At 61.9% G+C, this 22,775-nt stretch carries 24 protein-coding genes and 1 other RNA gene; 9 read left to right on the forward strand and 16 right to left on the reverse strand.

Features of this window, described 5'->3' with window-relative positions; all coding sequences use genetic code 11:
* Position 1: 1 nt before the first annotated feature.
* A complete protein-coding gene (locus NAV32_RS06870; protein WP_256052053.1) occupies positions 2-631 on the reverse strand; it encodes a thiol:disulfide interchange protein DsbA/DsbL in 630 nt (209 codons plus the stop codon).
* Between the two features lie 185 nt (positions 632-816).
* A complete protein-coding gene (locus NAV32_RS06875; protein WP_256052054.1) occupies positions 817-1,449 on the reverse strand; it encodes a c-type cytochrome in 633 nt (210 codons plus the stop codon).
* A 301-nt stretch (positions 1,450-1,750) separates the two neighbouring features.
* Between NAV32_RS06875 and yihA the strand changes: the two genes are divergently transcribed.
* Positions 1,751-2,404, forward strand: a complete 654-nt coding sequence (gene yihA, locus NAV32_RS06880) for a ribosome biogenesis GTP-binding protein YihA/YsxC (RefSeq protein WP_256052055.1) — start codon at positions 1,751-1,753, stop codon at positions 2,402-2,404.
* A 237-nt stretch (positions 2,405-2,641) separates the two neighbouring features.
* On the opposite strand, the gene gcvP is transcribed toward yihA, so the two are convergent.
* The 9 genes from gcvP to NAV32_RS06925 form a co-directional block, all read right to left on the reverse strand.
* Positions 2,642-5,518 (reverse strand): aminomethyl-transferring glycine dehydrogenase, encoded by a 2,877-nt coding sequence (gene gcvP, locus NAV32_RS06885; protein WP_256052056.1) that lies wholly within the window; start codon positions 5,516-5,518, stop codon positions 2,642-2,644.
* Positions 5,519-5,577: 59 nt separating this feature from the next.
* On the reverse strand, positions 5,578-5,967 hold the full coding sequence (gene gcvH / locus NAV32_RS06890; RefSeq protein ID WP_256052057.1) for a glycine cleavage system protein GcvH: 390 nt from the start codon (positions 5,965-5,967) through the stop codon (positions 5,578-5,580).
* Positions 5,968-6,032: 65 nt separating this feature from the next.
* The gene (gcvT, locus tag NAV32_RS06895) at positions 6,033-7,115 is read right to left on the reverse strand and encodes a glycine cleavage system aminomethyltransferase GcvT (RefSeq protein WP_256052058.1); all 1,083 of its coding nucleotides are present in this window, start codon (positions 7,113-7,115) and stop codon (positions 6,033-6,035) included.
* Between the two features lie 143 nt (positions 7,116-7,258).
* Positions 7,259-8,869 (reverse strand): ABC transporter permease subunit, encoded by a 1,611-nt coding sequence (locus tag NAV32_RS06900; RefSeq protein ID WP_256052059.1) that lies wholly within the window; start codon positions 8,867-8,869, stop codon positions 7,259-7,261.
* Between the two features lie 105 nt (positions 8,870-8,974).
* Positions 8,975-9,976, reverse strand: a complete 1,002-nt coding sequence (locus NAV32_RS06905) for an extracellular solute-binding protein (RefSeq protein WP_256052060.1) — start codon at positions 9,974-9,976, stop codon at positions 8,975-8,977.
* Positions 9,977-10,082: 106 nt separating this feature from the next.
* Positions 10,083-11,303 carry a 2-octaprenyl-3-methyl-6-methoxy-1,4-benzoquinol hydroxylase gene (locus NAV32_RS06910; RefSeq protein WP_256052061.1) on the reverse strand — a complete coding sequence of 407 codons (1,221 nt, stop codon included), beginning with the start codon at positions 11,301-11,303 and terminating at the stop codon, positions 10,083-10,085.
* A 64-nt stretch (positions 11,304-11,367) separates the two neighbouring features.
* Positions 11,368-12,546 carry a 2-octaprenyl-6-methoxyphenyl hydroxylase gene (gene ubiH / locus NAV32_RS06915; RefSeq protein ID WP_256052062.1) on the reverse strand — a complete coding sequence of 393 codons (1,179 nt, stop codon included), beginning with the start codon at positions 12,544-12,546 and terminating at the stop codon, positions 11,368-11,370.
* 3 nt (positions 12,547-12,549) lie between these two features.
* Complete coding sequence (gene pepP / locus NAV32_RS06920; RefSeq protein WP_256052063.1) at positions 12,550-13,881, reverse strand: Xaa-Pro aminopeptidase; 1,332 nt, start codon at positions 13,879-13,881, stop codon at positions 12,550-12,552.
* Between the two features lie 16 nt (positions 13,882-13,897).
* Positions 13,898-14,452, reverse strand: a complete 555-nt coding sequence (locus NAV32_RS06925; RefSeq protein ID WP_256052064.1) for a YecA family protein — start codon at positions 14,450-14,452, stop codon at positions 13,898-13,900.
* Positions 14,453-14,575: 123 nt separating this feature from the next.
* Here NAV32_RS06925 and NAV32_RS06930 point away from each other — a divergent pair, with 123 nt between their 5' ends.
* From NAV32_RS06930 to NAV32_RS06945, 4 genes are all read left to right on the forward strand, one after another.
* Entirely contained in the window at positions 14,576-14,785 is a 210-nt protein-coding gene (locus NAV32_RS06930) for a TIGR02449 family protein (protein ID WP_256052065.1), read from the forward strand.
* On the forward strand, positions 14,782-15,093 hold the full coding sequence (locus NAV32_RS06935) for a cell division protein ZapA (protein ID WP_256052066.1): 312 nt from the start codon (positions 14,782-14,784) through the stop codon (positions 15,091-15,093). The genes NAV32_RS06930 and NAV32_RS06935 overlap by 4 nt, the downstream gene beginning before the upstream one ends.
* Before the next feature lie 33 nt (positions 15,094-15,126).
* Positions 15,127-15,305: non-coding RNA, 6S RNA (ssrS, locus tag NAV32_RS06940), on the forward strand.
* Positions 15,306-15,311: 6 nt separating this feature from the next.
* Positions 15,312-15,938 (forward strand): 5-formyltetrahydrofolate cyclo-ligase, encoded by a 627-nt coding sequence (locus NAV32_RS06945; RefSeq protein WP_256052067.1) that lies wholly within the window; start codon positions 15,312-15,314, stop codon positions 15,936-15,938.
* Between the two features lie 27 nt (positions 15,939-15,965).
* Here the strand turns inward: NAV32_RS06945 and NAV32_RS06950 are convergent, their stop codons facing one another.
* Positions 15,966-16,115 (reverse strand): hypothetical protein, encoded by a 150-nt coding sequence (locus NAV32_RS06950; protein ID WP_256052068.1) that lies wholly within the window; start codon positions 16,113-16,115, stop codon positions 15,966-15,968.
* Between the two features lie 194 nt (positions 16,116-16,309).
* Between NAV32_RS06950 and NAV32_RS06955 the strand changes: the two genes are divergently transcribed.
* Complete coding sequence (locus tag NAV32_RS06955) at positions 16,310-16,759, forward strand: EVE domain-containing protein (protein ID WP_256052069.1); 450 nt, start codon at positions 16,310-16,312, stop codon at positions 16,757-16,759.
* A gap of 17 nt (positions 16,760-16,776) precedes the next feature.
* Here the strand turns inward: NAV32_RS06955 and NAV32_RS06960 are convergent, their stop codons facing one another.
* Complete coding sequence (locus tag NAV32_RS06960) at positions 16,777-17,181, reverse strand: flagellar basal body-associated FliL family protein (RefSeq protein ID WP_256052070.1); 405 nt, start codon at positions 17,179-17,181, stop codon at positions 16,777-16,779.
* Positions 17,182-17,344: 163 nt separating this feature from the next.
* Between NAV32_RS06960 and NAV32_RS06965 the strand changes: the two genes are divergently transcribed.
* On the forward strand, positions 17,345-18,325 hold the full coding sequence (locus NAV32_RS06965; protein WP_256052071.1) for an NADPH:quinone oxidoreductase family protein: 981 nt from the start codon (positions 17,345-17,347) through the stop codon (positions 18,323-18,325).
* Positions 18,326-18,413: 88 nt separating this feature from the next.
* Here NAV32_RS06965 and secB read toward each other — a convergent pair whose 3' ends face one another.
* The 3 genes from secB to NAV32_RS06980 all read right to left on the reverse strand — a co-directional run bounded on the left by secB (position 18,414) and on the right by NAV32_RS06980 (position 19,686).
* Entirely contained in the window at positions 18,414-18,914 is a 501-nt protein-coding gene (gene secB / locus NAV32_RS06970) for a protein-export chaperone SecB (RefSeq protein WP_256052072.1), read from the reverse strand.
* Between the two features lie 101 nt (positions 18,915-19,015).
* Entirely contained in the window at positions 19,016-19,270 is a 255-nt protein-coding gene (grxC, locus tag NAV32_RS06975) for a glutaredoxin 3 (protein WP_256052073.1), read from the reverse strand.
* Between the two features lie 2 nt (positions 19,271-19,272).
* Positions 19,273-19,686, reverse strand: coding sequence for a rhodanese-like domain-containing protein (locus NAV32_RS06980; RefSeq protein WP_256052074.1), 414 nt, complete (start codon positions 19,684-19,686; stop codon positions 19,273-19,275).
* A gap of 120 nt (positions 19,687-19,806) precedes the next feature.
* Here NAV32_RS06980 and gpmI point away from each other — a divergent pair, with 120 nt between their 5' ends.
* Positions 19,807-21,345, forward strand: a complete 1,539-nt coding sequence (gene gpmI / locus NAV32_RS06985; protein WP_256052075.1) for a 2,3-bisphosphoglycerate-independent phosphoglycerate mutase — start codon at positions 19,807-19,809, stop codon at positions 21,343-21,345.
* A gap of 135 nt (positions 21,346-21,480) precedes the next feature.
* A complete protein-coding gene (locus tag NAV32_RS06990) occupies positions 21,481-22,740 on the forward strand; it encodes a murein hydrolase activator EnvC family protein (RefSeq protein WP_256052076.1) in 1,260 nt (419 codons plus the stop codon).
* The last annotated feature ends 35 nt before the right edge of the window (positions 22,741-22,775 follow it).

Consider the following 22,775-nt stretch of genomic DNA (forward strand, 5'->3'; position numbering starts at 1 on the left):
CTTACCGGGCTGCGCGTTCTTTTTCAATCAGGAAGTCGGCGACATCCAGCGTACGCTGCGGACCGCCAGCTGAGCCGAGGTCGAAACGATACTTGCCATTGACCACCAGCACCGGCACGCCAGTGATCTGGTACGCCATGCCGAGTTTCTTGGCCTGCTCGGCGCGACTTTTCACACCGAAGGAATTGAAGGCCTTAAGGAATGCATCGCGGTCAACCCCCTTCCCAGCCAGGAAATCCGCCATCTTCTCGGGATTCTCCAGCTTGTTGCCTTCATTGTGATAAGCGCTGAACACGGCATCATGCACGCTCTGCTCGACATTCATCGATTCGAGTGCAAGGAACAGCTGGCCGTGAAGATTCCAGATACCGCCAAACATGGCTGGAATCCGCTTGAAATCCACGTCATCAGGCAACTGCTCGACCCAGGGGTTAATGATGGGCTCGAACTGGTAGCAATGCGGGCAGCCGTACCAGAACAGCTCCACCACCTCGATCTTGCCCGGCTCGGCCACCGGCACCGGCGCCGACAACTCGACATACTCCTTGCCGGCACGAAACTCTTCGGCATGGGCGGACAGGCCGAACAGGCTGGCGATGGCGATGATGGCGCTAAGCATGAATGTGCGCATGTTGACTCCTTGGCTATGAACGACTGGGCGATAGCGCAACAGGCTGCCTCAAAGAGCGCCGGCTAGCCAGCGCCATGTCGCGTCTTTTCAATATCTTGACGCTGATTCTAGACACTCAGAATATAAAAAAGGGCGTTCGGCCAAAGCCTGAACGCCCTTCTTCACAGTCGGGATTGCTACCGCTGTCAGTGCAGGCCCTGAATGTAGCTGGACAGGGCTTCAATGTCCTTGTTGCTCAGCTTGGCTGCAATGCCGCGCATGATCATGGTGTCGCCGTCATTGGTGCGATTGCCTTCGCGGAAATCCACCAGTTGCTTGGCGGTATAGGCCGCATGCTGACCGCCCAGTTGCGGGAAGGCGGCCAGATCGTTGCCAGCGCCGTTCGGTGCATGGCAGCCCGTGCAGGCCGGCATGCCCAGATCCACCTTGCCGCCACGGAAGAGCCTTTCACCGGCTTCGACCAAAGCCGGATCGGCCATGCCGACCGTCCCTTTCTGTCCGGCGAAGTAGGCGGCGATATCGGCAAGATCCTGATCGCTGTAGGGGTCGAGCATGGCGGTCATTTCCAGAACCTTGCGTCCGACGCCCTCAGGGGCACCGGGCGTGCTGCCGACCTTGATGTCCTTCAGCTGCTTGAGCAGATAAGCCTCGCCCTGACCGGCAAGCTTCGGAAAATTGGGTGCAGGGCTATTGCCGTCGGCCCCATGGCAGGCGCCGCAAACGGCAACTTTGCTCTGACCGGCTTCGGCGTCGCCAGCCGCATGGGCCATACCGGTGATGCCAAGGGTCAACAGCAGACTCACGAGTACTTTGTTCATCAGCTCATCCAACTACGGCTAAGGGTTTAAAGGAAAACTTGTCGGCTACCGGCAGCACAGGCTGCGGCACGCTCGTTATGCTTGCATGGTGCCATTGCGCGAATTCACCCCCTGCCGCCCGTTCCCGCAGAAGCGGAAAAACCGGAGCCAGGGCTTCATTTCAGAGCAAAGCGCGCACAAAATCTGCGGCATTATATACTGGCGACCGTGAAACGGAAATGAACCATTGCCGCATCAAGGCCCGTGTGACGTTTCGTCGCCATGCCAGGATGTTGCAGCCCAGCGCCCCACCGGAACCATCATGCTCCCGAAAAATCCGATCCTCGGCCTCTGCCAGCAAGCCACTTTCATGATCAGCGCTGCCAAGGTTGACCAATGCCCGGCCGATGAGGGACTGGAAGTTGCCTTCGCTGGTCGCTCCAACGCGGGCAAGTCCAGCGCGCTGAATACCCTGACTCACGCCAGCCTGGCTCGCACCTCGAAAACCCCTGGCCGTACCCAGTTGCTGAATTTCTTCCGCCTGGATGACGAGCGTCGCCTGGTCGACCTGCCCGGCTACGGCTATGCGAAGGTACCGATTCCGCTCAAGCAGCACTGGCAGCGCCACCTCGAAGCCTACCTCAGCAGCCGCGAAAGCCTGGCCGGCGTGTTCCTGATGATGGACATTCGCCATCCGCTGACCGAGTTCGACCGGATGATGCTCGACTGGTCCGGCGCCAGCGAAATGCCGCTGCATATCCTGCTGACCAAATCCGACAAGCTGGCCTTCGGCGCGGCAAAGACGGCCCTGCTGACGATCCAGCGCGACATCCGCAAGGGCTGGGGCGACGGCGTCAGCGTACAACTGTTCTCCGCACCCAAGCGTCAGGGCGTCGAAGAGGCCCAGCTGAAACTCGCCGAACTGCTGGGAATGCTCGACGACGAGCCTGAAACCGGAAACATAGAAGCGCTTTAGCGAGTCATCTCGGGCAGCCGCGTCGGATTGCGCCTTCGATACCTGGATTACGCCTTCGGCTAATCCAGGCTACGGCCCTGGGGATGCTCGAAGCGAAATAGAGCGTAGGGTGATTACACTCCACCGATCCACCGGGTGGCGACCCACCGGGTGGCGATCCACGGAGTGGCCATCCAGCGGGCAGCGCCACGGTGGATGTAAAAAGCGACATCCACCCTACAACGCATCAAGCGTGGCTCACGCCCGATAATCCCCGACCGGCGCGCAGGCGCAGAACAGGTTGCGATCACCGAACACATTGTCGACGCGGTTCACCGCCGGCCAGTACTTGTGCGCCAGCGCGTGGGCGCTCGGCGTCACCGCTTCAGCGATGCTGTAGGGGCGATCCCAGCCGGCAATCACGTCGGCCAGGGTGTGCGGCGCATTCACCAGGGGGTTGTTGGCTGCCGGCCAGTCACCGCTCTGCACCCGGGCGATTTCGGCACGGATGCTCAGCATGGCCTCGACGAAGCGATCCAGCTCGGCCTTCGACTCACTTTCGGTAGGCTCGATCATCAGCGTGCCAGGCACCGGGAAGGACATGGTCGGCGCGTGGAAGCCGTAGTCCATCAAGCGCTTGGCCACGTCTTCCTCGCTGATACCGGTCTGCGCCTTGAGCGGGCGCAGATCGATGATGCACTCGTGAGCCACGCGGCCGTTGCGGCCGCTGTAAAGCACCGGATAGGCCTCGCCAAGACGCATGGCCAGATAGTTGGCACTGAGGATTGCGACTTCCGTTGCTTCACGCAGCTGCGGGCCCATCATGGCGATGTACATCCAACTGATCGGCAGAATGCTGGCGCTGCCCCAGGGGGCGGCGCTGATCGCGCCATTGCCTGCATCGGGTCCCTGCAACTCCACCACAGGATGATTGGCCACGAAGGGCGCCAGGTGCGCCTTGACGCCAATCGGCCCCATGCCCGGCCCGCCGCCACCATGGGGAATGCAGAAGGTCTTGTGCAGGTTCATGTGCGAAACATCGGCGCCGATATCGGCCGGTCGCGACAGGCCGACCTGGGCATTGAGGTTGGCCCCGTCCATGTACACCTGGCCGCCCTGGGCGTGGATCGCCGCGCAGATTTCGCGGACATTTTCCTCGTACACGCCGTGGGTCGAGGGATAGGTGATCATCAGACAGGCAAGCCGGTCGCCCGCCTCGACAGCCTTGCGCTCAAGATCCTGCAGATCGATGTTGCCGCCCCGGTCGCAATCGACGATTACGACCTGCATGCCGACCATTTGCGCCGTCGCCGGGTTGGTGCCGTGCGCCGATGACGGGATCAGACAGATATCGCGCTGCCCCTGTCCGCAGCTCTGGTGATACTTGCGGATGGCGACCAGCCCGGCGTATTCGCCCTGCGCGCCGGAGTTGGGCTGCATGGAAATCGAATCGAACCCGGTAATGATACAGAGCCAGGCCTCCAGCTCTTCGATCATCAGCCTGTAGCCCTGGGCCTGCTCACGCGGAGCAAAGGGGTGCAGGTTGGCGAATTCCGGCCAGGTGATGGGGATCATCTCGCTGGTGGCGTTGAGTTTCATGGTGCAGGAACCGAGCGGAATCATCGCCTGGTTCAGTGCCAGATCCTTGTTCTCCAGCTGCTTGAGGTAGCGCAGCATCTCGGTTTCACTGTGGTGCGTGTTGAATACCGGATGAGTCAGGTACGGACTGCTGCGATGCAATTCAGGCGGGATGCCACTGGCAATTTCGTCGGCATCCAGCGCGGCGACGTCCAGCCCGTGATCGGCGCCGAGGAAAATCGCCAGCAACTGCTCGACGGTCTTCTCGTTGCAGGTTTCATCGAGGCTAACGCCAAGCCTGCCGCGCCCGAGGATGCGTAGATTGATCCGCGCAGCTGCCGCGCTCTCGATGATGGCTGTCTGCGCACCGCCAACCTCAAGGGTGAGGGTGTCGAAGAAATGCCGATTGAGGCGAACCATGCCCTTGCGTTCCAGCCCGGCAGCCAGCAGCGCCGTCAGCCGATGCACGCGCCGGGCGATGCGCCTGAGCCCTTCGGGACCGTGGTAGACCGCATAGCTGCTGGCGATATTGGCCAGCAGCACCTGCGCCGTGCAGATATTGGAATTGGCCTTCTCACGCCGGATATGCTGCTCGCGGGTCTGCAACGCCATGCGTAGCGCGGTATTGCCGCGAACATCACGAGAAACCCCGATAAGCCGGCCCGGCATGGCGCGCCTGAACTCATCGCGCGTCGCGAAAAAGGCCGCATGTGGGCCGCCATAGCCCATGGGCACGCCGAAGCGCTGGGTCGAACCAAGCACCACGTCGGCGCCCAACTCGCCGGGGGGTGTCAGCAGCAGCAGGCTGAGCGGGTCGGCAGCCACGCATGCCAACGCCTGACCGTCATGCAGCTGCGTGATGACTGGTCGCAGGTCGCGAATCTCACCGTGACTATCGGGATACTGCAGCAGCGCACCGAACAGCGCCTGCCCCTCAATGGCCTCGACGGGGCCAACCACCAACTCGAAGCCAAAACCCTCAGAGCGGGTCCGCATCACCGAAAGCGTCTGCGGATGACAGTTCTCATCGACGAAGAAGCGATTGCTGGCACTCTTCGATACCCGCCGGGCCAGCGCCATGGCTTCGGCAGCAGCGGTGGCCTCGTCCAGCAGCGAGGCATTGGCCAGGTCGAGGCCGGTCAGGTCCATGGTCAGTTGCTGGAAGTTCAGCAGCGCTTCGAGGCGACCCTGGGAAATCTCTGGCTGATACGGGGTGTAGGCGGTGTACCAGCCGGGGTTTTCCAGCAGGTTACGCAGGATCACCGGCGGGGTGATGGTGCCGTGGTAGCCCATGCCGATCAGGCTGGTCCACAGCTGATTCCGCTCGGCATAGCCACGCAGCCGCGCCAGGGCGTCCTGCTCGTCCAGCGCCGGCGGCAGCGCCAGCTCACCTCGCAGGCGGATCGCCGGCGGCACCGTTTCATCGATCAGCTGCTCACGACTGTCCAGCCCGAGTGCTTCCAGCATGGCCTGCTGCTCATGCGCATCGGGACCGATATGGCGGCACAGAAAGGCATCGGACTGCTGAAGCTCGGAAAGGGATGGCATGAACGGCATGGCAGCTACTCTCGAAAAAAGAAAAAGCCCCGACAGTGCGGGGCTTGGTGATTGAGCAATCAGGCTTCGGCGTCGCAGGACGCCTTGTAGGCTTCTGCCGTGAGCAGCGCCTCCAGTTCCGCCGGGGCATCGGGCTGCAGACGGAAGAACCAGCTGCCGTAGGGCTCGTTGTTGACCTGCTCGGGAGAGTCGGCGAGCTGCTCATTGACGGCGATGACCACACCGGAGACAGGCGCGTAGATATCCGAGGCGGCCTTGACTGACTCCACCACGCCGGCCTGCTGACCGGTCTTGAGTTGCTGACCGACCTCCGGCAGCTCCACATAGACCACGTCGCCCAGCGCTTGCTGGGCATGATCGGAAATGCCCACACTGACGCTGCCATCGGCCTCCTGGCGGGCCCATTCATGGCTGGCGGCGTAACGCAGATCGCTGGGTAGGTCGCTCATTCATCTGTCCTCATGGCTGTCGGTGCGGGTCGCGCACAGCTTTGGCGCGAAGCAGTAGGTCGAATTTATACCAGTACTCTGCCGTGGCGCACGAAGGTCGGCTGTACAACGCGCACGGGGTACCATTTGTTGCGAATCTCCACCTCGGCACGTTCAGCGGTATTGGCTGGTACGCGGGCCAGGGCAATGGACTTGCCCAGCGTAGGGGAAAAGCTGCCGCTGGTGATTTCACCCTCGCCGATGCCGCTAACCCGCACCACCTGATGCGCCCGGAGCACGCCGCGCTCTTCGAGCACCAGGCCGACCAGCCGAGGCTGCTCGTTGTGCTCGCGCTGCGCCTGCAGAGCGGCGCGACCGATGAATTCGCGCTCGACCGGCTCCCAGGCGACGGACCAGCCCATGTTTGCCGCCAGCGGTGAAATCTCTTCGTTCATGTCCTGACCGTAAAGATTCAGCCCGGCCTCCAGACGCAAGGTGTCACGGGCGCCGAGGCCGATCGGGGCAATGCCTGCACCGACCAGCTCACTGAAGAAGTCCGGCGCTTCCTCGATCGGAAGAATAACTTCCAGGCCGTCTTCGCCCGTGTAGCCGGTACGCCCGATAAACCAGTCGCCTGCTGTCAGGCCGTAGAAAGGCTTGAGCTCCTGAATCAGGGCGGCACGGCTCTGGGCGACGATATCCATTACCCGCGCCCGCGCCTGCGGCCCCTGGATGGCAAGCATCGCCAGATCGGCGCGCTCCTTTAGCGTGACATCAAACCCCTCGGCCTGAACCTGCAGCCAGGCCATATCCTTGTCGCGCGTACCGGCGTTGAGCACCAGGCGATAGCCCTGCTCGGTCAGGTAAACGATCAGGTCGTCGATGACTCCGCCTGCTTCGTTGAGCATCGCGCTGTAGAGCGCCTTGCCGACTTCTCTCAGGCGCGCCACGTCATTGGCCAGCAGACGCTGCAGGTAGCACCTGGCCTGGGCGCCGGCCACGTCGACGATGGTCATGTGGGAGACGTCGAATACGCCGCAATCACGCCGTACCTGATGGTGTTCCTCCACCTGCGAACCGTAATGCAGCGGCATGTCCCAGCCGCCGAAATCCACCATTTTCGCGCCGAGCGCCAAATGCTGATCATAAAGGGGAGTGCGCTGACCCATGGGTTTCTCCTTCCGGGCAGGTCGCCGAAGCGGCAGAGGTAAAGCCTATAGAAAGCCGTCCAGCCAAAGACATGCGACTTTTGAATGGCGCGCATTGTAGCCCCAAGGTTGTGACAGGTCACGGCGCATGCGACAGCCGCCTTTCACCCTTTGGCCGAGCGCCGGATCAGCAGGATGACCGGCAGCAGGCCGACCAGTACCAGCGTCAGTGCCGGCAGCGCAGCGCGCGCCCATTCGCCTTCGCTGGTCATCTCGAAAATGCGCACTGCCAGGGTGTCCCAGCCGAAGGGTCGCATCAGCAGCGTGGCCGGCATTTCCTTGAGCACATCGACGAACACCAGCAGCGCGGCGCTCAGGGTGCCCGGCAACAGCAGCGGCAGGTAGACCCGAAAGAACAGTGCAGGGCCTCCGACCCCCAGACTGCGCGACGCCTGCGGCAGCGATGGGCGGATGCGTGCCAGGGCATTCTCCAGCGGACCGAACGCCACCGCCATGAAGCGAATCAGATAGGCCAGCAGCAAGGCACCAAGACTGCCAAGCAGGAGGGGTTTGCCAGCACCGCCAAGCCAGGCTGAAAGGGGAATGATCAACTCGCGGTCCAGATAGCTGAAAGCGAGCATGATCGACACTGCCAACACCGATCCGGGCAACGCGTAGCCGAGATTCGCCAGCCCCACAGCCGCCCTGATCGAGCGCACCGGGGCCTGACGCCGCGAAAAGGCCAGCAGCAAGGCCACTGCGACCGTGATCAGCGCCGCCAGTCCACCCAGGTAAAGCGTATGCAGAATCAGCCCGGCGTAGCGCTCATCCAGATCGAAGCGCCCGCGCTGCCAGAGCCAGGCCAGCAACTGCAGCATCGGGATAACGAAGGCACAGAGAAACACCAGCCCACACCAGCAACTGGCTGCAAATGCCTTGAAGCCGCGCAAGTGGTAAAGCGCTGCCGAGCGCGCCCGGTCATTGGCCGGCCTGGCCACGCCACGGGCACGACGCTCGCCGTACAGCACCAGCATCACCGCGAGTAGCAGCAGGCTGGCCAGCTGGGTGGCGCTGGTGAGACTGAAAAAGCCGTACCAGGTCTTGTAGATTGCGGTGGTAAAGGTATCGAAATTGAATACCGAAACCGCGCCGAAGTCGGCCAGGGTTTCCATCAGGGCCAGCGCCAGTCCGGCCCCGATGGCAGGTCGCGCCATCGGCAGCGCCACGCTCCAGAAGGCCTTCCAGGGCGACTGCCCGAGCACCCGCGCAGCCTCCATCAACCCCTTTCCCTGAGCAATGAACGCCGAGCGCGCCAGCAGGTAGACATAGGGATAGAAGACCAACACCAGCACGATGATCACCCCGCCGGTGGAGCGCACACGGGGGAAGCGCACCCCGCTGCCGAACCACTCGCGCGCCAGGGTCTGCACCGGCCCGGCGAAGTCCAGCAGACCGATAAAGACGAATGCCAGCACATAGGCGGGAATCGCGAAGGGCAGCATCAACGCCCAGTCCAGCCAGCGCCGGCCAGGAAATTCGCAGAGTGCTGTCAACCAGGCGAGGCTCACGCCCAGCAGCACCACACCCATCCCGACGCCCAGCACCAGCGTCAGGGTGTTGCCCAGCAGGCGCGGAATCTGGGTATCCCAGAGGTGCGACCATATCTCGGTATCGATGTCGCCCCAACTGAACAGCAGAACACTCAGCGGCAGCAATACCAGCGCAGCGACTGTGAATGTCAGGGGATACCAGCGGCGCTCGACGGGATGGGACACGCAAGCCTCGGAAGCAGAAATGAAAACGCCCCCGGCCAGGCGGGGGCGTTGAGTATAACCGGAGCGGGAAGCTATCGACCTCTGGCTTCAAGCTTCAAGCGGCACTTACCTCCAGCCCGCCCGGTCCATCAGCTTGATGGCTTCAGCCTGGCGCTTACCGGCAACTTCAACAGGGATGGTGTCAGCCTTGAACTCGCCCCACTCGGCCACTTCAGCCGAAGGCTTGACGCTCGAATTGGCCGGGAACTCCATGTTGATGTCGGCAAAGAGGTTCTGCGCCTCGGTAGAGGTCATCCACTCGACCAGCTTGCGGGCAGCGTCGGGATTGGGCGCATGTTTGGTCAGGCCGATCCCGGACAGGTTGACGTGTACGCCACGGTCGCCCTGGTTCGGCCAGAACAGCTTGGCTTTCAGGTCCGGCTTCTGCTTGTGCAGACGGCCGAAATAGTAGGTGTTGACGATACCCACATCACACTGGCCGGCATCGACGGCCTGCACCAGGGCAGTGTCATCGGCGAAAACGTCGGTGGCCAGATTGCCCACCCAACCCTTGATGATTGCCTCGGTCTTCTCTGCACCATGGGTTTCGATCATGGTGGCGGTCAGCGACTGGTTGTAGACCTTTTTGCTGGTACGCAAGCACAGACGGCCATCCCAGCGCTCGTCCGCCAGCGCTTCATAGGTGCTCAGCTCACCCTCTTTGACTCGCTCGGGGGAGTAGACGATGGTCCGGGCACGCAGCGACAGGCCGGTCCAGGCATCACTGGAGGAGCGGTACTGCGCGGGAATGTTGTCCTTGACCTGCTGGGAATTCATCGGCTGAAGGATGCCCATCTGCTCGGCCTGCCAGAGGTTGCCGCCATCGACAGTCAACAGCAGGTCGGCCGGCGTGTTGGCGCCTTCGGCCTTGATGCGCGCCATCAGCGGCGCTTCCTTGTCGGTGATGAACTTGATGTTCACGCCAGTCTTGGCGGTGTAGGCATCGAATACGGGCTTGATCAACTCATCGATGCGTGATGAGTAAACCACTACCTCATCGGCAGCCTGTACGGCGCCGGACAGCGCGGTGAGCGCCAGAGCGGCGAGTAAACCTTTGCGTGCCTGCATGGATCAGCCCCTTGATGACTTGAGAAAAGAGGCTAAATAGTAGTGAATGTCATTTAGTTTCTCAACACGAGAAATTGCGCCAAATCAAGTCAACGCAAGTTTTCGCTCACGGCCTTGCCAGCTCAGGCAGGTCGCCGGTCAACCCCAGCGCCTGCCGCACGAACAGGGCTTTGGCCTGTGGCAGGGCCTCAACACCTTTCAGTCCGGTGTTGCGTAGCCAGCGCAATGGCAGGTTATCGGCCTGGAACAGCCGCTCAAAACTTTCCATTGCCGCCATCATCGCCAGGTTGTGCGGCATGCGCCGACGCTCGAAACGAGCCAGCACACGCAAATCACCGGGCGGCATGCCACGCTTGAGCGCCGCGAGCAGCACCTCGGCCAGCACCGCCGCGTCCAGCAAGCCCAGGTTGACACCCTGACCGGCCAATGGATGGATGGTATGGGCGGCATCGCCGATCAGCGCCAGGCCGGGCTGTACATAGCGTTTGGCATGCCGCTGGCGCAGCGGGATACACAGGCGCGGATCGACCTCCAGTACCTCGCCCAGGCGATGCTCGAAGGCACGCCCGAGGGCCTGGCGAAAACCCTCATCGTCCTGCGCCATCAGCCGCTTTGCCTCAGCCTCGGTAGCCGACCAGACGATGGAGCACCAGTGCTCATCGCCGTCACGCTGCAAAGGCAGAAACGCCAGCGGACCGTCATCCGTGAAGCGCTGCCAGGCCGTACGCTGGTGCGGCTCGGCGCAGCGCACACTGGTGACGATGGCATGGTGCAGGTAGTCCCATTCCCGCGTCTCGCAGCCCGCCAGGCGCCGTACTGCCGAATTCGCGCCATCGGCGGCAACCAGCAGGCCGCTGTGCAGTTGTTGGCCGTCAGCAAGGGTAAGGTGCCAACCGGCTTCATCCTGGCGCAGCCGTTCCAGACGCGCCCCGGCAATCAGCTCCACCGAGCCGCGGGCCTTGAGTGCCTCCAGCAGCGCATCCTGCACCACGCGGTTCTCGACGATATGGCCAAGCATCTCGGCATGTACCGAGGCGGCAGAAAAGTGAATCTGTCCGGTGCCGGAGCCGTCCCACACGCGCATGTCGCTGTAAGGGCTGGCGCGACGCCGGACGATGCCCGGCCAGGCGCCGAGGCGTTCGAGAATCCGCTGGCTCGCCGCCGACAGCGCGCTGACACGCGGCTCGAACGGATCAGACGCCGCAAAGGTCTGCGGTTCAAGCGGCCCGGCATCGATCAGGCGGATATTCAGCCCGCACTCCTGCAGCGCCAGTGCCAGCGTGCTGCCAACCATCCCGGCGCCCACAATGATGAGGTCCGCTTGCATCAATTCTCTCCTGCGAGTGTTCAACGGTCTGCGGCTCGAAAAAATTGCGTCATGCCCTGCGAATTCAGCCTTCTCGCACACCCAGCCCCATGGCCTGGCGTGCAAACCAGTCCTTGGCCGGTGGCAGCAGGTCCAGCGCCAGCAGACCGAGGTTGCGTCCGGTCGTGATCAGGGAGCCAGAGTCACCGAACAGACGCGTCAGCCGATCGGAAAAGCCCACAGTCAGGTGCTGATCCAGACGCTGGCGGCGCTGGTAATCCTGCAACACGCGCAGATCGCCCGGCGCAGCGCTGCTGTTCAGCAAGGTAGTGGCCAGCACCTCGGCATCGCGCAATGACAGGTTGTAGCCCTGCCCGGCAATCGGATGCAGGCTGTGCGCGGCATTGCCCAACACCACCAGACCGGAGCGCACCTGCTCCGTCGCTTCGACCAGCGACAGCGGGTACAGGTGTCGAGCGCCGACCTGCTGGAAGCCGCCCAGGCGATAGCCGAAGGCCTGCTGCAACTCGTCGAGAAACTGCGCTTCGTTCAGCGCCACCAGTCGCGCGGCATCCGCTTCCGAGCGGCTCCAGACCAGTGCACAGCGGTTGTCGCGTACCGGCAGCAGGGCCATGGGGCCATCATCGGTGAAACGCTCGAATGCCTGGCCCCCATGAGATTTGCCCGGGGTCACGTTGGCAATCAACGCAGTCTGCCCATAAGGCGTGCGCCTGACCTCGATGCCGAGCTGTTCGCGCAGCGCAGAGCGACCGCCGTCGGCCAGCACCGCCAGATCGCAATCGAACTGCCGGCCATCGGTCAGCGTCAGTACCCAGCCATCAGGCGTTGGCTGCATGCGCTCGACCTCGGCAGGGCAATGGCGCTGCACCACGTCGTCATCCAGCGCCTGCCACAGGCAATGACCGATCCAGGCGTTTTCCACCACATAGCCCAGCGCCGGCACCTGTTGGGTCTGCGCATCGAGCCGGGTGGCGCCGGCGCGACCGCGGTCGGAAACCTGGATATGAGTGATGGGCTCTGCACGCTCGGCAATCCGCTGCCAGACCCCCAGCCGCTGATAGATCAGCCGCGTGCCGTAGGACAGTGCCGTGGAGCGCGCATCATAACTGGGCTGATATTCGCTGCCCGGCTCGAAGGGCTCAATCAGCAGGATCGTCCAACCGCGCTGCCTGGCGCCCTGCTGCAAAGCCAGTGCAAGACTGGCGCCGACCAGCCCGCCGCCGATGATCGCCAGTACGCTCATGCCTCAGGCCTCCTCACGGGCAGCAGCCATCAACGCCTCGATCTCGGCGACGCGCTTGGGCACGCCGCCGGTGAGAATCTCGCAGCCGGTTTTGCTCACCACCACGTCGTCCTCAATGCGCACACCGATGCCGCGCCATTTCTTGGCCACCAGCAGGTTGTCCGCCGCAATATAAATGCCCGGCTCGACGGTCATTGCCATCCCCGGCTCGAGCACGCGCCATTCACCACCGACCTTGTAGTCACCGACGTCATGCACATCCAGGCCGAGCCAGTGGCCGGCACGGTGCATATAGAAGGGCTTGTAGGCTTCGCTGGCGATCAGCTCATCCACCTCGCCCTGCAACAGGCCCAGCTCCACCAGCCCGGCGGTGATGACCCGCACCGTGGCCTCGTGCGCCTCGTTCCAGTGTTTGCCGGGCGCAATGTGCCTGAAGGCTTCCTCGTTGGCCGCCAGCACCAGCTCGTAGATGGCTTTCTGCTCGGGAGAAAACTTGCCACTGACCGGGAAGGTGCGGGTGATATCGCTGGCGTAGCAGTCAATCTCGCAGCCGGCATCGATCAAAACCAGATCACCGTCCTTGAGCGGCGCATCGTTCTCGCGGTAATGCAGGATGCAGGCGTTGCGACCCGCCGCGACGATGGAACCATAGGCAGGCATCTTCGCCCCGCCCTTGCGGAATTCGTAATCCAGCTCGGCTTCCAGGTGGTACTCGTACAGCCCGGCTCGACTGGCCTGCATGGCGCGGATGTGCGCGCGTGCGGAAATATCCGCCGCATGCTTCATCACCTTCACCTCGTTGGCCGACTTGTACAGACGCAGGTCATGCAACAGATGGTCGAGGGCAACGAATTCGCTCGGGGGCTGCGCACCCTGGCGCGCCTTGGAACGGATAGTCTTGATCCATTCCATCAGCCGGTGGTCGAAGGCCTCATTGGTGCCGATGGCATAGTAGACACGCGAGCGCCCCTCGATCAGGCCGGGGAGGATGTCGTCGATATCGCTGATGGGGAAAGCGTCGTCCGCGCCATATTCGCTGATGGCGCCGTCCTGGCCGGCACGCAGCCCGTCCCACAGCTCACGCTCAGGATCACGCTCGCGGCAGAACAGCACGTATTCTCCGTACTCGCGCCCCGGTATCAGGGCAATCACCGCCTCCGGCTCAGGGAAACCGGAGAGATACTGGAAATCACTGTCCTGCCGGTAGACATGCTCGACGTCGCGATTACGGATATACATCGGCGCCGCCGGCAGGATGGCGATGCTGTTGGGTTCCATCTGCGCCATCAACGCCTTGCGACGGCGGGCATAGTCCGATTTCGGGATGCGGGTCATGGGCGGGAGGTTTTCCTCAATGCAGGGAAGGCTTGGCCGTCGGCGCCAGCGGCTTGGCACACTCGGTGAACAGCAGCAGCGGCGCAACGCGCAGATACTCCATCACTTCCATGTAGTCGCTTTCGCCATCTTCGGACTCTTCCAGGGCACCTTGCACCTGGGCGATGGCCACCATGTCCTGCAGCACTTCCATGGCCTCGCTACTCAGGGCGCGATCACCGGCGATCAACCCGAAGCCGGCAAGGAAGCTCTGGCACCATTGCCCCAGCGCCAGCGCACGCTCGGCCAGCGGAGCCTCGTCCGAAGGCAATAGCAGCACGATGGCAATATCGTCGCCTGCCAGCTCCCCCTTGACCATTTCCTGAAGGCCGATCAGTGCCTGACGCACCGCTTCCTCGGGTTCGCCACCCAGCAACTCGCCGGCATCGAGCAGCCAGGTATCGATATCGAAGCCGGCTCCGGCGCAACTACGGCCCAGCAACAGGCCGTGCAGTTCGGCAGGGGTAACGGTCAGTGGTGTGTTGGCCAGCAATGTGGCGAATGCAGCATACGGCGAATTCTGAATGGGCATTGGCAGCTAGGCGCACGAGGGCGCTAATGTCTAGAATGAAGGCCTCGTATCCTAGCACCGGCGAACGAGCCAAGACCATCGAAGCGAGACTTGCCGGCACTCGCCTCAATCATCGGGAATTCCATGGAAGACGCCGACCTGCAACTGCTGAGCACGCGACTAGAGCAGCTGATCCAGCGCATCGAGCAGTTGAAAGTACAGAATCGCCTGCTTCAGCACAGCGAACAGGCGTGGCGTGAGGAGCGTGCCCAGCTGATTGAAAAGAACGAAATGGCCCGCGTGAAGGTCGAATCCATGATTTCGCGCCTGAAAGCTCTGGAGCAGGACTCATGAACCAGTCGAACACCGTTACCGTGCATATCCTGGACAAGGAATACTGCATCGCCTGTCCCACCGAAGAGCGCAGCAACCTGGAAGGTGCCGCGAGCTATCTGGACCGCAAGATGCGCGAGATTCGCAGCAGCGGGAAAGTGATCGGTGCTGACCGTATTGCGGTCATGGCGGCGCTGAACATTACCCATGAACTGCTGCACAAGCATGACCGCCTGGACGCCGAGGCCAACAGTGCGCGTGAACACGTGCGTACCCTGCTCGAACGCGTCGATAGCGCTCTGGCCGACCCGAATACCTCCGGCAACTGATGAACGGTTCACGGATTGCGTTATAATCCCCGCACCTCCCTGGCATGTTCGCCAGTCGGCGATGACCCTCTCCCGATAAGCAACATCATGGAGGCTACATGTGGTGCTGGTGTGCATGTCCGCCTGACGGAAAGCCTTAAAGTGCCCTGTAGTCGCCACCTTGAACTCTCGGGTTCAAGGGCCTACGCGGGCAGCGGCATGCTGGGGAGTCTTTTTCCATGATCATCGCAGAAGGCCTTTCGCGCCCTGCGCTGCGCCGCTTGCTGCGACATGAGCGCCGCAACCTTTCCCCCACCCAGCAACGTCTCGCCGCACGGCGACTCCATCGTCAGCTGGCACAACATCCCCTGTTCCGCCGCGCACGACATATCGCTCTCTATCTGCCCAACGATGGCGAAATCGATCCTCGACCGCTGCTGCGTGCCGCACAGAAAATGGGCAAGGCTATCTACCTGCCGGTCCTCAACGCCTGGCCGCGAACCCGCATGGTGTTTCAGCGCATTCTGCCGGGCGAACGCCTGAAGCCCAACCGCTTCGGTATCGCCGAGCCGGAATTCTGCCCGGCGCGCCAACAGCCCGTCTGGACGCTGGACCTGCTGCTGATGCCACTGGTGGGGTTCGACGAGCACGGCGGACGCCTGGGCATGGGCGGCGGCTTCTATGATCGCAGCCTGGCGTATCGCTCATGGCGCAAAAAAAGTCACAAACCGACGCTTCTTGGACTTGCCCATGAATGTCAGAAGGTCGATCGCCTGCCATTGGCAAGCTGGGATATTGATTTGCAGGCGGCAGTAACAGACAGATGCTGGCATGTGAAACGGGACAGGACGTCCGGAGAAGCATGACTGGCCGCATCCGTGCGGCCTGACCGATCAGCGCTGGAGTTGTTGCGAATGGCTGAGCGGGATCATGGGCGCCGTATCATCCGAGCGCTCCCATAGCCCCTGAGTATAGCCCGTGGTGACTACGCCCAAACCAAAAATCAGCACCAGGACCCAAACAATATCAGGCTTGCGTTTCATAACAGTTTCGCCTCCCCCTGCCAGGCGAATAGTTTTGCCAAGCCGTATCATTTTAATTTTCAGGCTCGACAACACCAACCTCAAGCGCGGCATTCTCCGCTATGCCTCCATGCAGTGCAAACACGCATCGGAACCGATTGTCGGGGAATTTGCGTTCGAGAACCCTTTGAAGCGAATCACTGAGAGCAAATAACATGCCGTACTGGCTGATGAAGTCTGAACCCGACGAATTCTCCATTCGAGATCTCGAACAACTCGGCCTTGCACGCTGGGATGGCGTGCGCAATTACCAGGCCCGCAATTACCTGCGGGCAATGAATGAAGGCGACCGGTTTTTCTTCTATCACTCCAGTTGCGCAACGCCCGGCATTGCAGGCATCGGCAGCATCGTTCGCGCCGCCTACCCGGACCCTACCGCCGTCGATCCCGAAAGCCCCTACTTCGCCGCCAAAGCCACGGAGACGAACAATCCCTGGAGCGCGGTGGACGTCAGCTTCCTCGAGATTATCCAGCCAGTCCTGACACTATCCCGACTCAAGGCCGAACCGGCGCTTGCACAGATGCCCTTGGTGCACAAAGGCAGCCGGCTCTCCGTGATGCCCGTCAGCGAGGCGCAATGGCAGGCCATTCTGGCCATGCGCTGAGCAGCAATCAGCGCTGCTTATTGAATGATCAGGTTGTTGAACAACAGGTCATCCACCAGAGGCTTGCCCTCTTCCTGAGTAAGCACAGCCTGCACCTGCTCAAGGGCTTCCTTGCGCAGAGCCTCTTTGGCCTCGACACTTCCCAGACTGGCATCGGTCTGCTGGGAAAACAGCATCACCAGCTGATTGCGGATCAACGGCTCATGGTGCTTGACCCTGGCTTCGGCCTCGCTGGTGCCGATGCGCAAGGCAACATCCGCCTTGTAATACTTCAATTTCCCATCCGCGCCGTAGTTACCCACCAACGCAGGCACCAGGGTGTAGTAGATGGCTTTGGTCGCCGCCGTATCGGTTGCGGATTTTTCGGCCAGAGCCGGCGCGGCCAGACCAAGAGCCAGACAGAAAGCAAGAATGCGCGTCACGAGACAACTCCAGGGAAAACGGGCACCAGCATAACCACTACCAGGCGCAGACCCAAGTCCGGCCTGTTATGTATCACCATCACGCCAGGCCATGCTCATTGCACCTGCAGGTCAGCCTTCTAGACTGCTCGGAACAATGCCCCCAAAACAAAAAGGAAGCCTGATGAAAGCCGTTCTCTGCAAAGCCTTTGGCCCAGCCGAAAACCTCGCCGTTGAAGAAATCGATGGCCCTACGATCAAAAAAGGTGAGGTACTGCTCGACGTGCATGCAGCCGGGGTCAACTTTCCGGACACACTCATCATCGAAGGCAAATATCAGTTCAAGCCCCCCTTTCCCTTTTCACCGGGTGGCGAGGCAGCAGGCGTGGTGGCCGCAGTGGGCGAAAGCATCACTCACCTGAAGGCCGGCGACCGGGTCATGGCGCTCACTGGTTGGGGCAGCTTTGCCGAACAGGTCGCAGTGCCTGGCCAGAATGCATTGCCCATGCCTGCCAACATGGATTTCACCACCGCTGCAGCCTTCGGCATGACCTACGGCACCTCGATGCACGCACTGACGCAGCGCGCCAACCTGCAGCCCGGCGAAACCCTGCTGGTACTCGGCGCCTCAGGTGGTGTCGGGCTGGCAGCAGTGGAGATCGGCAAGGCCATGGGCGCCCGGGTGATTGCGGCAGCCTCGAGCGCCGAAAAACTGGAGGTCGCCCGTAACGCCGGCGCCGACGAACTCATCAACTACACCGAATCCAGCCTGCGGGAACGCCTCAAGGAACTCACCAATGGTCAGGGCGCGGACGTGATCTACGACCCGGTCGGCGGCACACTTTTCGAGGAAGCCTTTCGCAGCATTGCCTGGAACGGTCGCATGCTGGTGGTGGGATTTGCAGCGGGTGGTGACATTCCCACGCTGCCGGCCAACCTGCCCCTGCTCAAGGGAGCCTCGCTGGTAGGCGTATTCTGGGGCGCATTCGCCCAGCGTCAGCCACAGGACAATGCCGCCAATTTCAGACAACTGTTTGCCTGGTACGCCGAGGGCAAACTCAAGCCCCTGGTCTCACAAACCTTTGCCCTCGAACAGGCCGGACAGGCAATCAATACGCTCGGACAGCGCAAGGCCGTGGGCAAACTGGTGGTGAAGGTGCGCTAGCGAAAAGCGAGGTGGATCAGGCCTACCGATCCACCCGCGGGGAAGAGTGGATGCAGAAAGCTACATTCCACCCTCCCCGCCGTGCTTATCAGTGAGCAGTAGCCGGAGCTGCGCCACCAGCGGCCTGCTGGATACGCTGCAGTTCCTGGGCGTAAAGCGCATCGAAGTTCACTGGCGCCAGCATCAGAGCCGGGAAAGAGCCTCGCGTGACCAGACTATCCAGCGCTTCGCGCGCGTAAGGGAACAGGATATTCGGGCAGAAGGCCCCCAGCGTGTGGCTCATGGCCTGAGGCTCAAGACCTTTGATCAGGAATATCCCGGCCTGCTGGACTTCGGCGATAAAGGCGACTTCTTCACCCGTCTTCACAGTGACCGAGAGGGTCAGCACCACTTCGTGAAAATCACCTTCCAGCGCCTTCTGCCGGGTGTTCAGATCCAGCGCAACACTGGGATTCCATTCCTGGCGGAAGATCTCGGGACTTTTTGGCGCCTCGAAGGAAAGGTCACGAACGTAGATGCGCTGCAGGGAAAACTGTGCGCCCTGCTCTTCCTGAGCGGCGGCTGCGCCGTTGTTTGCTTGTTCAGTCATGTGAAAGCCTTCTCGCTGTGCATGTTGTATTGGATTCCCCTGCCCGGATGCGGCATCCGGGCAACCCTGTCAGGCCGTTGAAAACCGCCTGCTCTGGCAGATCAGCCCTGAAGCATCGCATCCAGCCGCCCCGCACGCTCCAGGGCGTGCAGCTCATCACAGCCACCGACGTGCCTGTCACCGATCCATATCTGCGGCACCGAAGTGCGCCCGGCCTTGCTCGCCATTTCGGCGCGCAGCGCAGGCTTCCCATCCACGGAAATTTCGCGGAAGGCAACGCCCTTACGCTCCAGCAGGCTCTTGGCCCGCACACAGAAGGGGCACCAGGCGGTGGTATAGATGAGAACTTCAGGCATGTTTACTTGACCACTGGCAGATTCTCGCCGCGCCAGCTGGACATCCCCCCGGACAGCTTGGCGGCAGTAAAGCCTGCCTTCTTCAGCTCACGGCAGACCGTTCCGGCGTGCTGGCCCATGGCATCGACGACAACGATCGTCCTGGCCTTGTGCTTTTCCAGCTCGCTCAATCGGCTGACCAATTTTTCGTGAGGAATGTTCAATGAATCGACGATATGGCCGGCATCGAACTCCTTCTTGCCACGTACGTCCAACACCACGCCTTCGTCACGATTGACCAGCGCTGTCAATTCTCGGCTGCCCAGACTCTTGCCGCCCTTTTGCGTTTCAGTGATCGCAAGCAGAACGAGCAATGCCAGGAAGATGCTGACAAGTACAAAGTTGTTGGAGACAAATTCAATCAGGTTAGCGACCATCTACAAGGTTCCCGGAGGGTAAAATCCCGGCAGTATACACAGCCCCCTTTGCCGGCTGAACCCTGCCAATCGTGTAGAATTGCCGCCCTTATTCGCGCCCTCGTGCAAGGAGCCAGATAAATGCCCGCCGCGCCCAAACCCCTGGTACTGATCATCCTCGATGGCTTCGGACACAGTGACAGCCCCGAATACAACGCCATCCATGCGGCCAGCACACCGATTTACGACCAGCTGCGCGCCACCCGCCCGCACGGGTTGATCTCCGGCAGCGGCATGGATGTCGGACTACCTGACGGGCAGATGGGCAACTCGGAAGTCGGCCACATGAACCTCGGCGCGGGCCGCGTGGTGTATCAGGATTTCACCCGCGTGACCAAATCCATCCGTGACGGCGACTTCTTCACCAACCCGGCCATCTGCGCCGCCGTGGACAAGGCCGCAGGCAACGGCAAGGCCGTGCACATTCTCGGCCTGCTTTCGGACGGCGGCGTGCACAGCCATCAGGATCACCTGGTAGCCATGGCCGAACTGGCGGCCAAGCGCGGCGCCGAAAAGATCTACCTGCATGCCTTCCTCGACGGTCGCGACACGCCCCCCAAGAGCGCGCAGAGCTCCATCGAACTGCTGCAAGCCACGTTCACCCGCCTGGGCAAAGGCCGCATCGCCAGCCTGATCGGTCGTTATTTCGCCATGGACCGCGACAACCGCTGGGATCGCGTACAGCAAGCCTATGAACTGATCGTCAACGGCAAGGCCGAATACCAGTCCGATTACGCAGTGGACGGCCTGATCGCCGCCTACGAGCGCGGCGAAAGCGACGAGTTCGTCAAAGCCACCTCCATCGGCGAGGCGGTACGCGTGGAAGACGGCGATGCCGTGGTGTTCATGAACTTCCGTGCCGACCGCGCCCGCGAGCTGACCCGCGCCTTCGTCGAACCGGGCTTCAAGGAATTCCAGCCTACGCGCACACCGCAACTGGCCGGCTTCGTCATGCTCACCCAGTACGCCGCGAGTATTCCAGCCCCCGCCGCCTACGCCCCCGAGGCCCTGACCAACGTGCTTGGGGAGTACCTGGCCAACAACGGCAAAACCCAATTGCGCATTGCCGAGACCGAGAAATACGCCCACGTCACCTTCTTTTTTTCCGGCGGTCGCGAAGAGCCATTCGCGGGCGAAGAGCGCATCCTGATCCCGTCGCCGCAAGTCGCCACCTATGACCTGCAACCGGAAATGAGCGCCCCCGAAGTCACCGACCGCATTGTCGATGCCATCGAAAACCAGCGCTTCGACGTCATCATCGTCAACTATGCCAACGGTGACATGGTCGGCCACACCGGCGTATTCGAGGCAGCCGTCAAGGCAGTGGAATGCCTGGACAAGTGCGTTGGTCGAATTGTCGAAGCGCTGGACAGGGTCGGCGGCGAGGCGCTGATCACTGCCGATCACGGCAACGTCGAGCAGATGGAAGACGTCATGACCGGCCAGGCGCATACCGCACATACCTGCGAGCCGGTGCCCTTTATCTATGTTGGCAAGCGCAAGGTCAGCATCCGCGAGGGCGCTGTGCTCGCCGACGTCGCACCGACAATGCTGACCCTGCTGGGGCTGCCGGTTCCGGCCGAGATGAGCGGACGCTCGATTGTCGAACTGAAAGGATGAAATTGCAGGGCATTTGAAACCCGCCGCTGCGGTATGCCGTCATGTACGCTTGGCGCGTTGCAACCCGCCCTACAGCTTGTGGCCGTTTTTTTAGGCATACTACGGCGGTCGTTGATCTCTCGGTTACGCCAGCCAATGCCCCGTTTAATTCTCGCCTTCGCGTTTTTCTGCCTGCTCGGCCCTGCCGTGGCGGATGAGCGTGCAGCAGCACGCCAGCAGATAGAAGCCGCCCGCAAGGACGTCGCCGAATTGCAGAAGTTGCTCAAGCAGATCGAGCAGGAAAAGTCTGCCGTGCACAAGCAGCTGCAGACCACCGAAAGCGAAATGGGCACGCTGGAAAAGCAGGTGGACTCGCTGCAGCAGGAAATCGACCGCAGCGAAGCCGAACTGGAGCGTCTCAACGAAGAAAAAACCACCCTCGAAGGCGCCCGCATCGAACAGCAGCGATTGATCGGCATCCAGGCCCGCGCCGCCTATCAGAGTGGTCGCCAGGAATACCTCAAACTGCTGCTCAACCAGCAGAACCCGGAAAAATTCAGCCGCTCCCTGACCTACTACGACTACCTGAGCAAAGCGCGCTTCGAGCAGCTCGAACACTTCAACGAAACCCTGCGGCAACTGGCAACCGTTGAAGCCGGTATCGAGCAGCAGCAGGCAACTCTGAGCAAGCAGCAGGACGGCCTGAAGCAGCGTCAAGTCCAGCTTGCCGAAGTTCGCAAACAGCGCCAGCAGACCCTGGCCAAACTGGACAGAGACTTGTCCAGCCGCGACAGCAAGCTCAAGGCTCGCCAGCAGGAACAGGCGCAGCTCGAGCGCGTACTCAAGACCATCGAGGAAACCCTGGCGCGCCAGGCCCGCGAGGCCGAGGAGCAGCGCCAGCGCGCCCTGGCCCTCGCGCGCGAAGAACAGATGCGCCAGCAGCCATCAGGCACGGCAGCCTCGACAACCTCAGGCCCGTTCGTTTCCAGTGCCGGCGCGAGCTTCGGCGGCCCTTTTGCCAATGCCAAGGGCAAGCTGCCCTGGCCGGTCGATGGACGTCTGGTCGCCGGCTACGGCACTCCTCGCGGCGGCGACGCTCGAACCAAATGGGACGGCGTCCTGATCGGCGCCGCTATCGGCACCCAGGTACGCGCCGTGCATGGTGGTCGCGTGGTGTTCGCCGACTGGCTGCGTGGCGCCGGACTGCTGGTGATTCTCGACCACGGCAACGGCTATCTGAGCCTGTACGGGCATAATCAAAGCCTGTTGCGCGACGCCGGTGAAATCGTCAAGGCCGGAGATCCCATTGCCACTGTAGGCAACAGTGGCGGGCAGGAAGCCGCTGCACTGTATTTCGCCATTCGTCAGCAGGGTCGCCCTAGCGATCCAGCGCAATGGTGTCGCGCACAAGGCTAGCCAAGTCACCGAATGCGTTCTCACAACCGGAGTTC

Source organism: Stutzerimonas stutzeri, from assembly GCF_024448695.1.
GTDB lineage: Bacteria > Pseudomonadota > Gammaproteobacteria > Pseudomonadales > Pseudomonadaceae > Stutzerimonas > Stutzerimonas stutzeri_T.

Bases quoted from the DNA above. Each gene is read 5' to 3' on its own strand.
- NAV32_RS06935 (WP_256052066.1), top strand. From the start codon at position 14,782: ATGAACCAGTCGAACACCGTTACCGTGCATATCCTGGACAAGGAATAC.
- NAV32_RS06925 (WP_256052064.1), bottom strand. From the start codon at position 14,452: ATGCCCATTCAGAATTCGCCGTATGCTGCATTCGCCACATTGCTGGCC.
- NAV32_RS06990 (WP_256052076.1), top strand. From the start codon at position 21,481: ATGCCCCGTTTAATTCTCGCCTTCGCGTTTTTCTGCCTGCTCGGCCCT.
- yihA (WP_256052055.1), top strand. From the start codon at position 1,751: ATGCTCCCGAAAAATCCGATCCTCGGCCTCTGCCAGCAAGCCACTTTC.
- NAV32_RS06955 (WP_256052069.1), top strand. From the start codon at position 16,310: ATGCCGTACTGGCTGATGAAGTCTGAACCCGACGAATTCTCCATTCGA.
- NAV32_RS06910 (WP_256052061.1), bottom strand. From the start codon at position 11,303: ATGCAAGCGGACCTCATCATTGTGGGCGCCGGGATGGTTGGCAGCACG.
- ubiH (WP_256052062.1), bottom strand. From the start codon at position 12,546: ATGAGCGTACTGGCGATCATCGGCGGCGGGCTGGTCGGCGCCAGTCTT.
- gpmI (WP_256052075.1), top strand. From the start codon at position 19,807: ATGCCCGCCGCGCCCAAACCCCTGGTACTGATCATCCTCGATGGCTTC.
- NAV32_RS06945 (WP_256052067.1), top strand. From the start codon at position 15,312: ATGATCATCGCAGAAGGCCTTTCGCGCCCTGCGCTGCGCCGCTTGCTG.
- NAV32_RS06870 (WP_256052053.1), bottom strand. From the start codon at position 631: ATGCGCACATTCATGCTTAGCGCCATCATCGCCATCGCCAGCCTGTTC.
- NAV32_RS06905 (WP_256052060.1), bottom strand. From the start codon at position 9,976: ATGCAGGCACGCAAAGGTTTACTCGCCGCTCTGGCGCTCACCGCGCTG.
- pepP (WP_256052063.1), bottom strand. From the start codon at position 13,881: ATGACCCGCATCCCGAAATCGGACTATGCCCGCCGTCGCAAGGCGTTG.
- NAV32_RS06980 (WP_256052074.1), bottom strand. From the start codon at position 19,686: ATGGTCGCTAACCTGATTGAATTTGTCTCCAACAACTTTGTACTTGTC.
- NAV32_RS06950 (WP_256052068.1), bottom strand. From the start codon at position 16,115: ATGAAACGCAAGCCTGATATTGTTTGGGTCCTGGTGCTGATTTTTGGT.
- grxC (WP_256052073.1), bottom strand. From the start codon at position 19,270: ATGCCTGAAGTTCTCATCTATACCACCGCCTGGTGCCCCTTCTGTGTG.
- NAV32_RS06875 (WP_256052054.1), bottom strand. From the start codon at position 1,449: ATGAACAAAGTACTCGTGAGTCTGCTGTTGACCCTTGGCATCACCGGT.
- gcvP (WP_256052056.1), bottom strand. From the start codon at position 5,518: ATGCCGTTCATGCCATCCCTTTCCGAGCTTCAGCAGTCCGATGCCTTT.
- gcvH (WP_256052057.1), bottom strand. From the start codon at position 5,967: ATGAGCGACCTACCCAGCGATCTGCGTTACGCCGCCAGCCATGAATGG.
- NAV32_RS06930 (WP_256052065.1), top strand. From the start codon at position 14,576: ATGGAAGACGCCGACCTGCAACTGCTGAGCACGCGACTAGAGCAGCTG.
- secB (WP_256052072.1), bottom strand. From the start codon at position 18,914: ATGACTGAACAAGCAAACAACGGCGCAGCCGCCGCTCAGGAAGAGCAG.
- NAV32_RS06965 (WP_256052071.1), top strand. From the start codon at position 17,345: ATGAAAGCCGTTCTCTGCAAAGCCTTTGGCCCAGCCGAAAACCTCGCC.
- gcvT (WP_256052058.1), bottom strand. From the start codon at position 7,115: ATGGGTCAGCGCACTCCCCTTTATGATCAGCATTTGGCGCTCGGCGCG.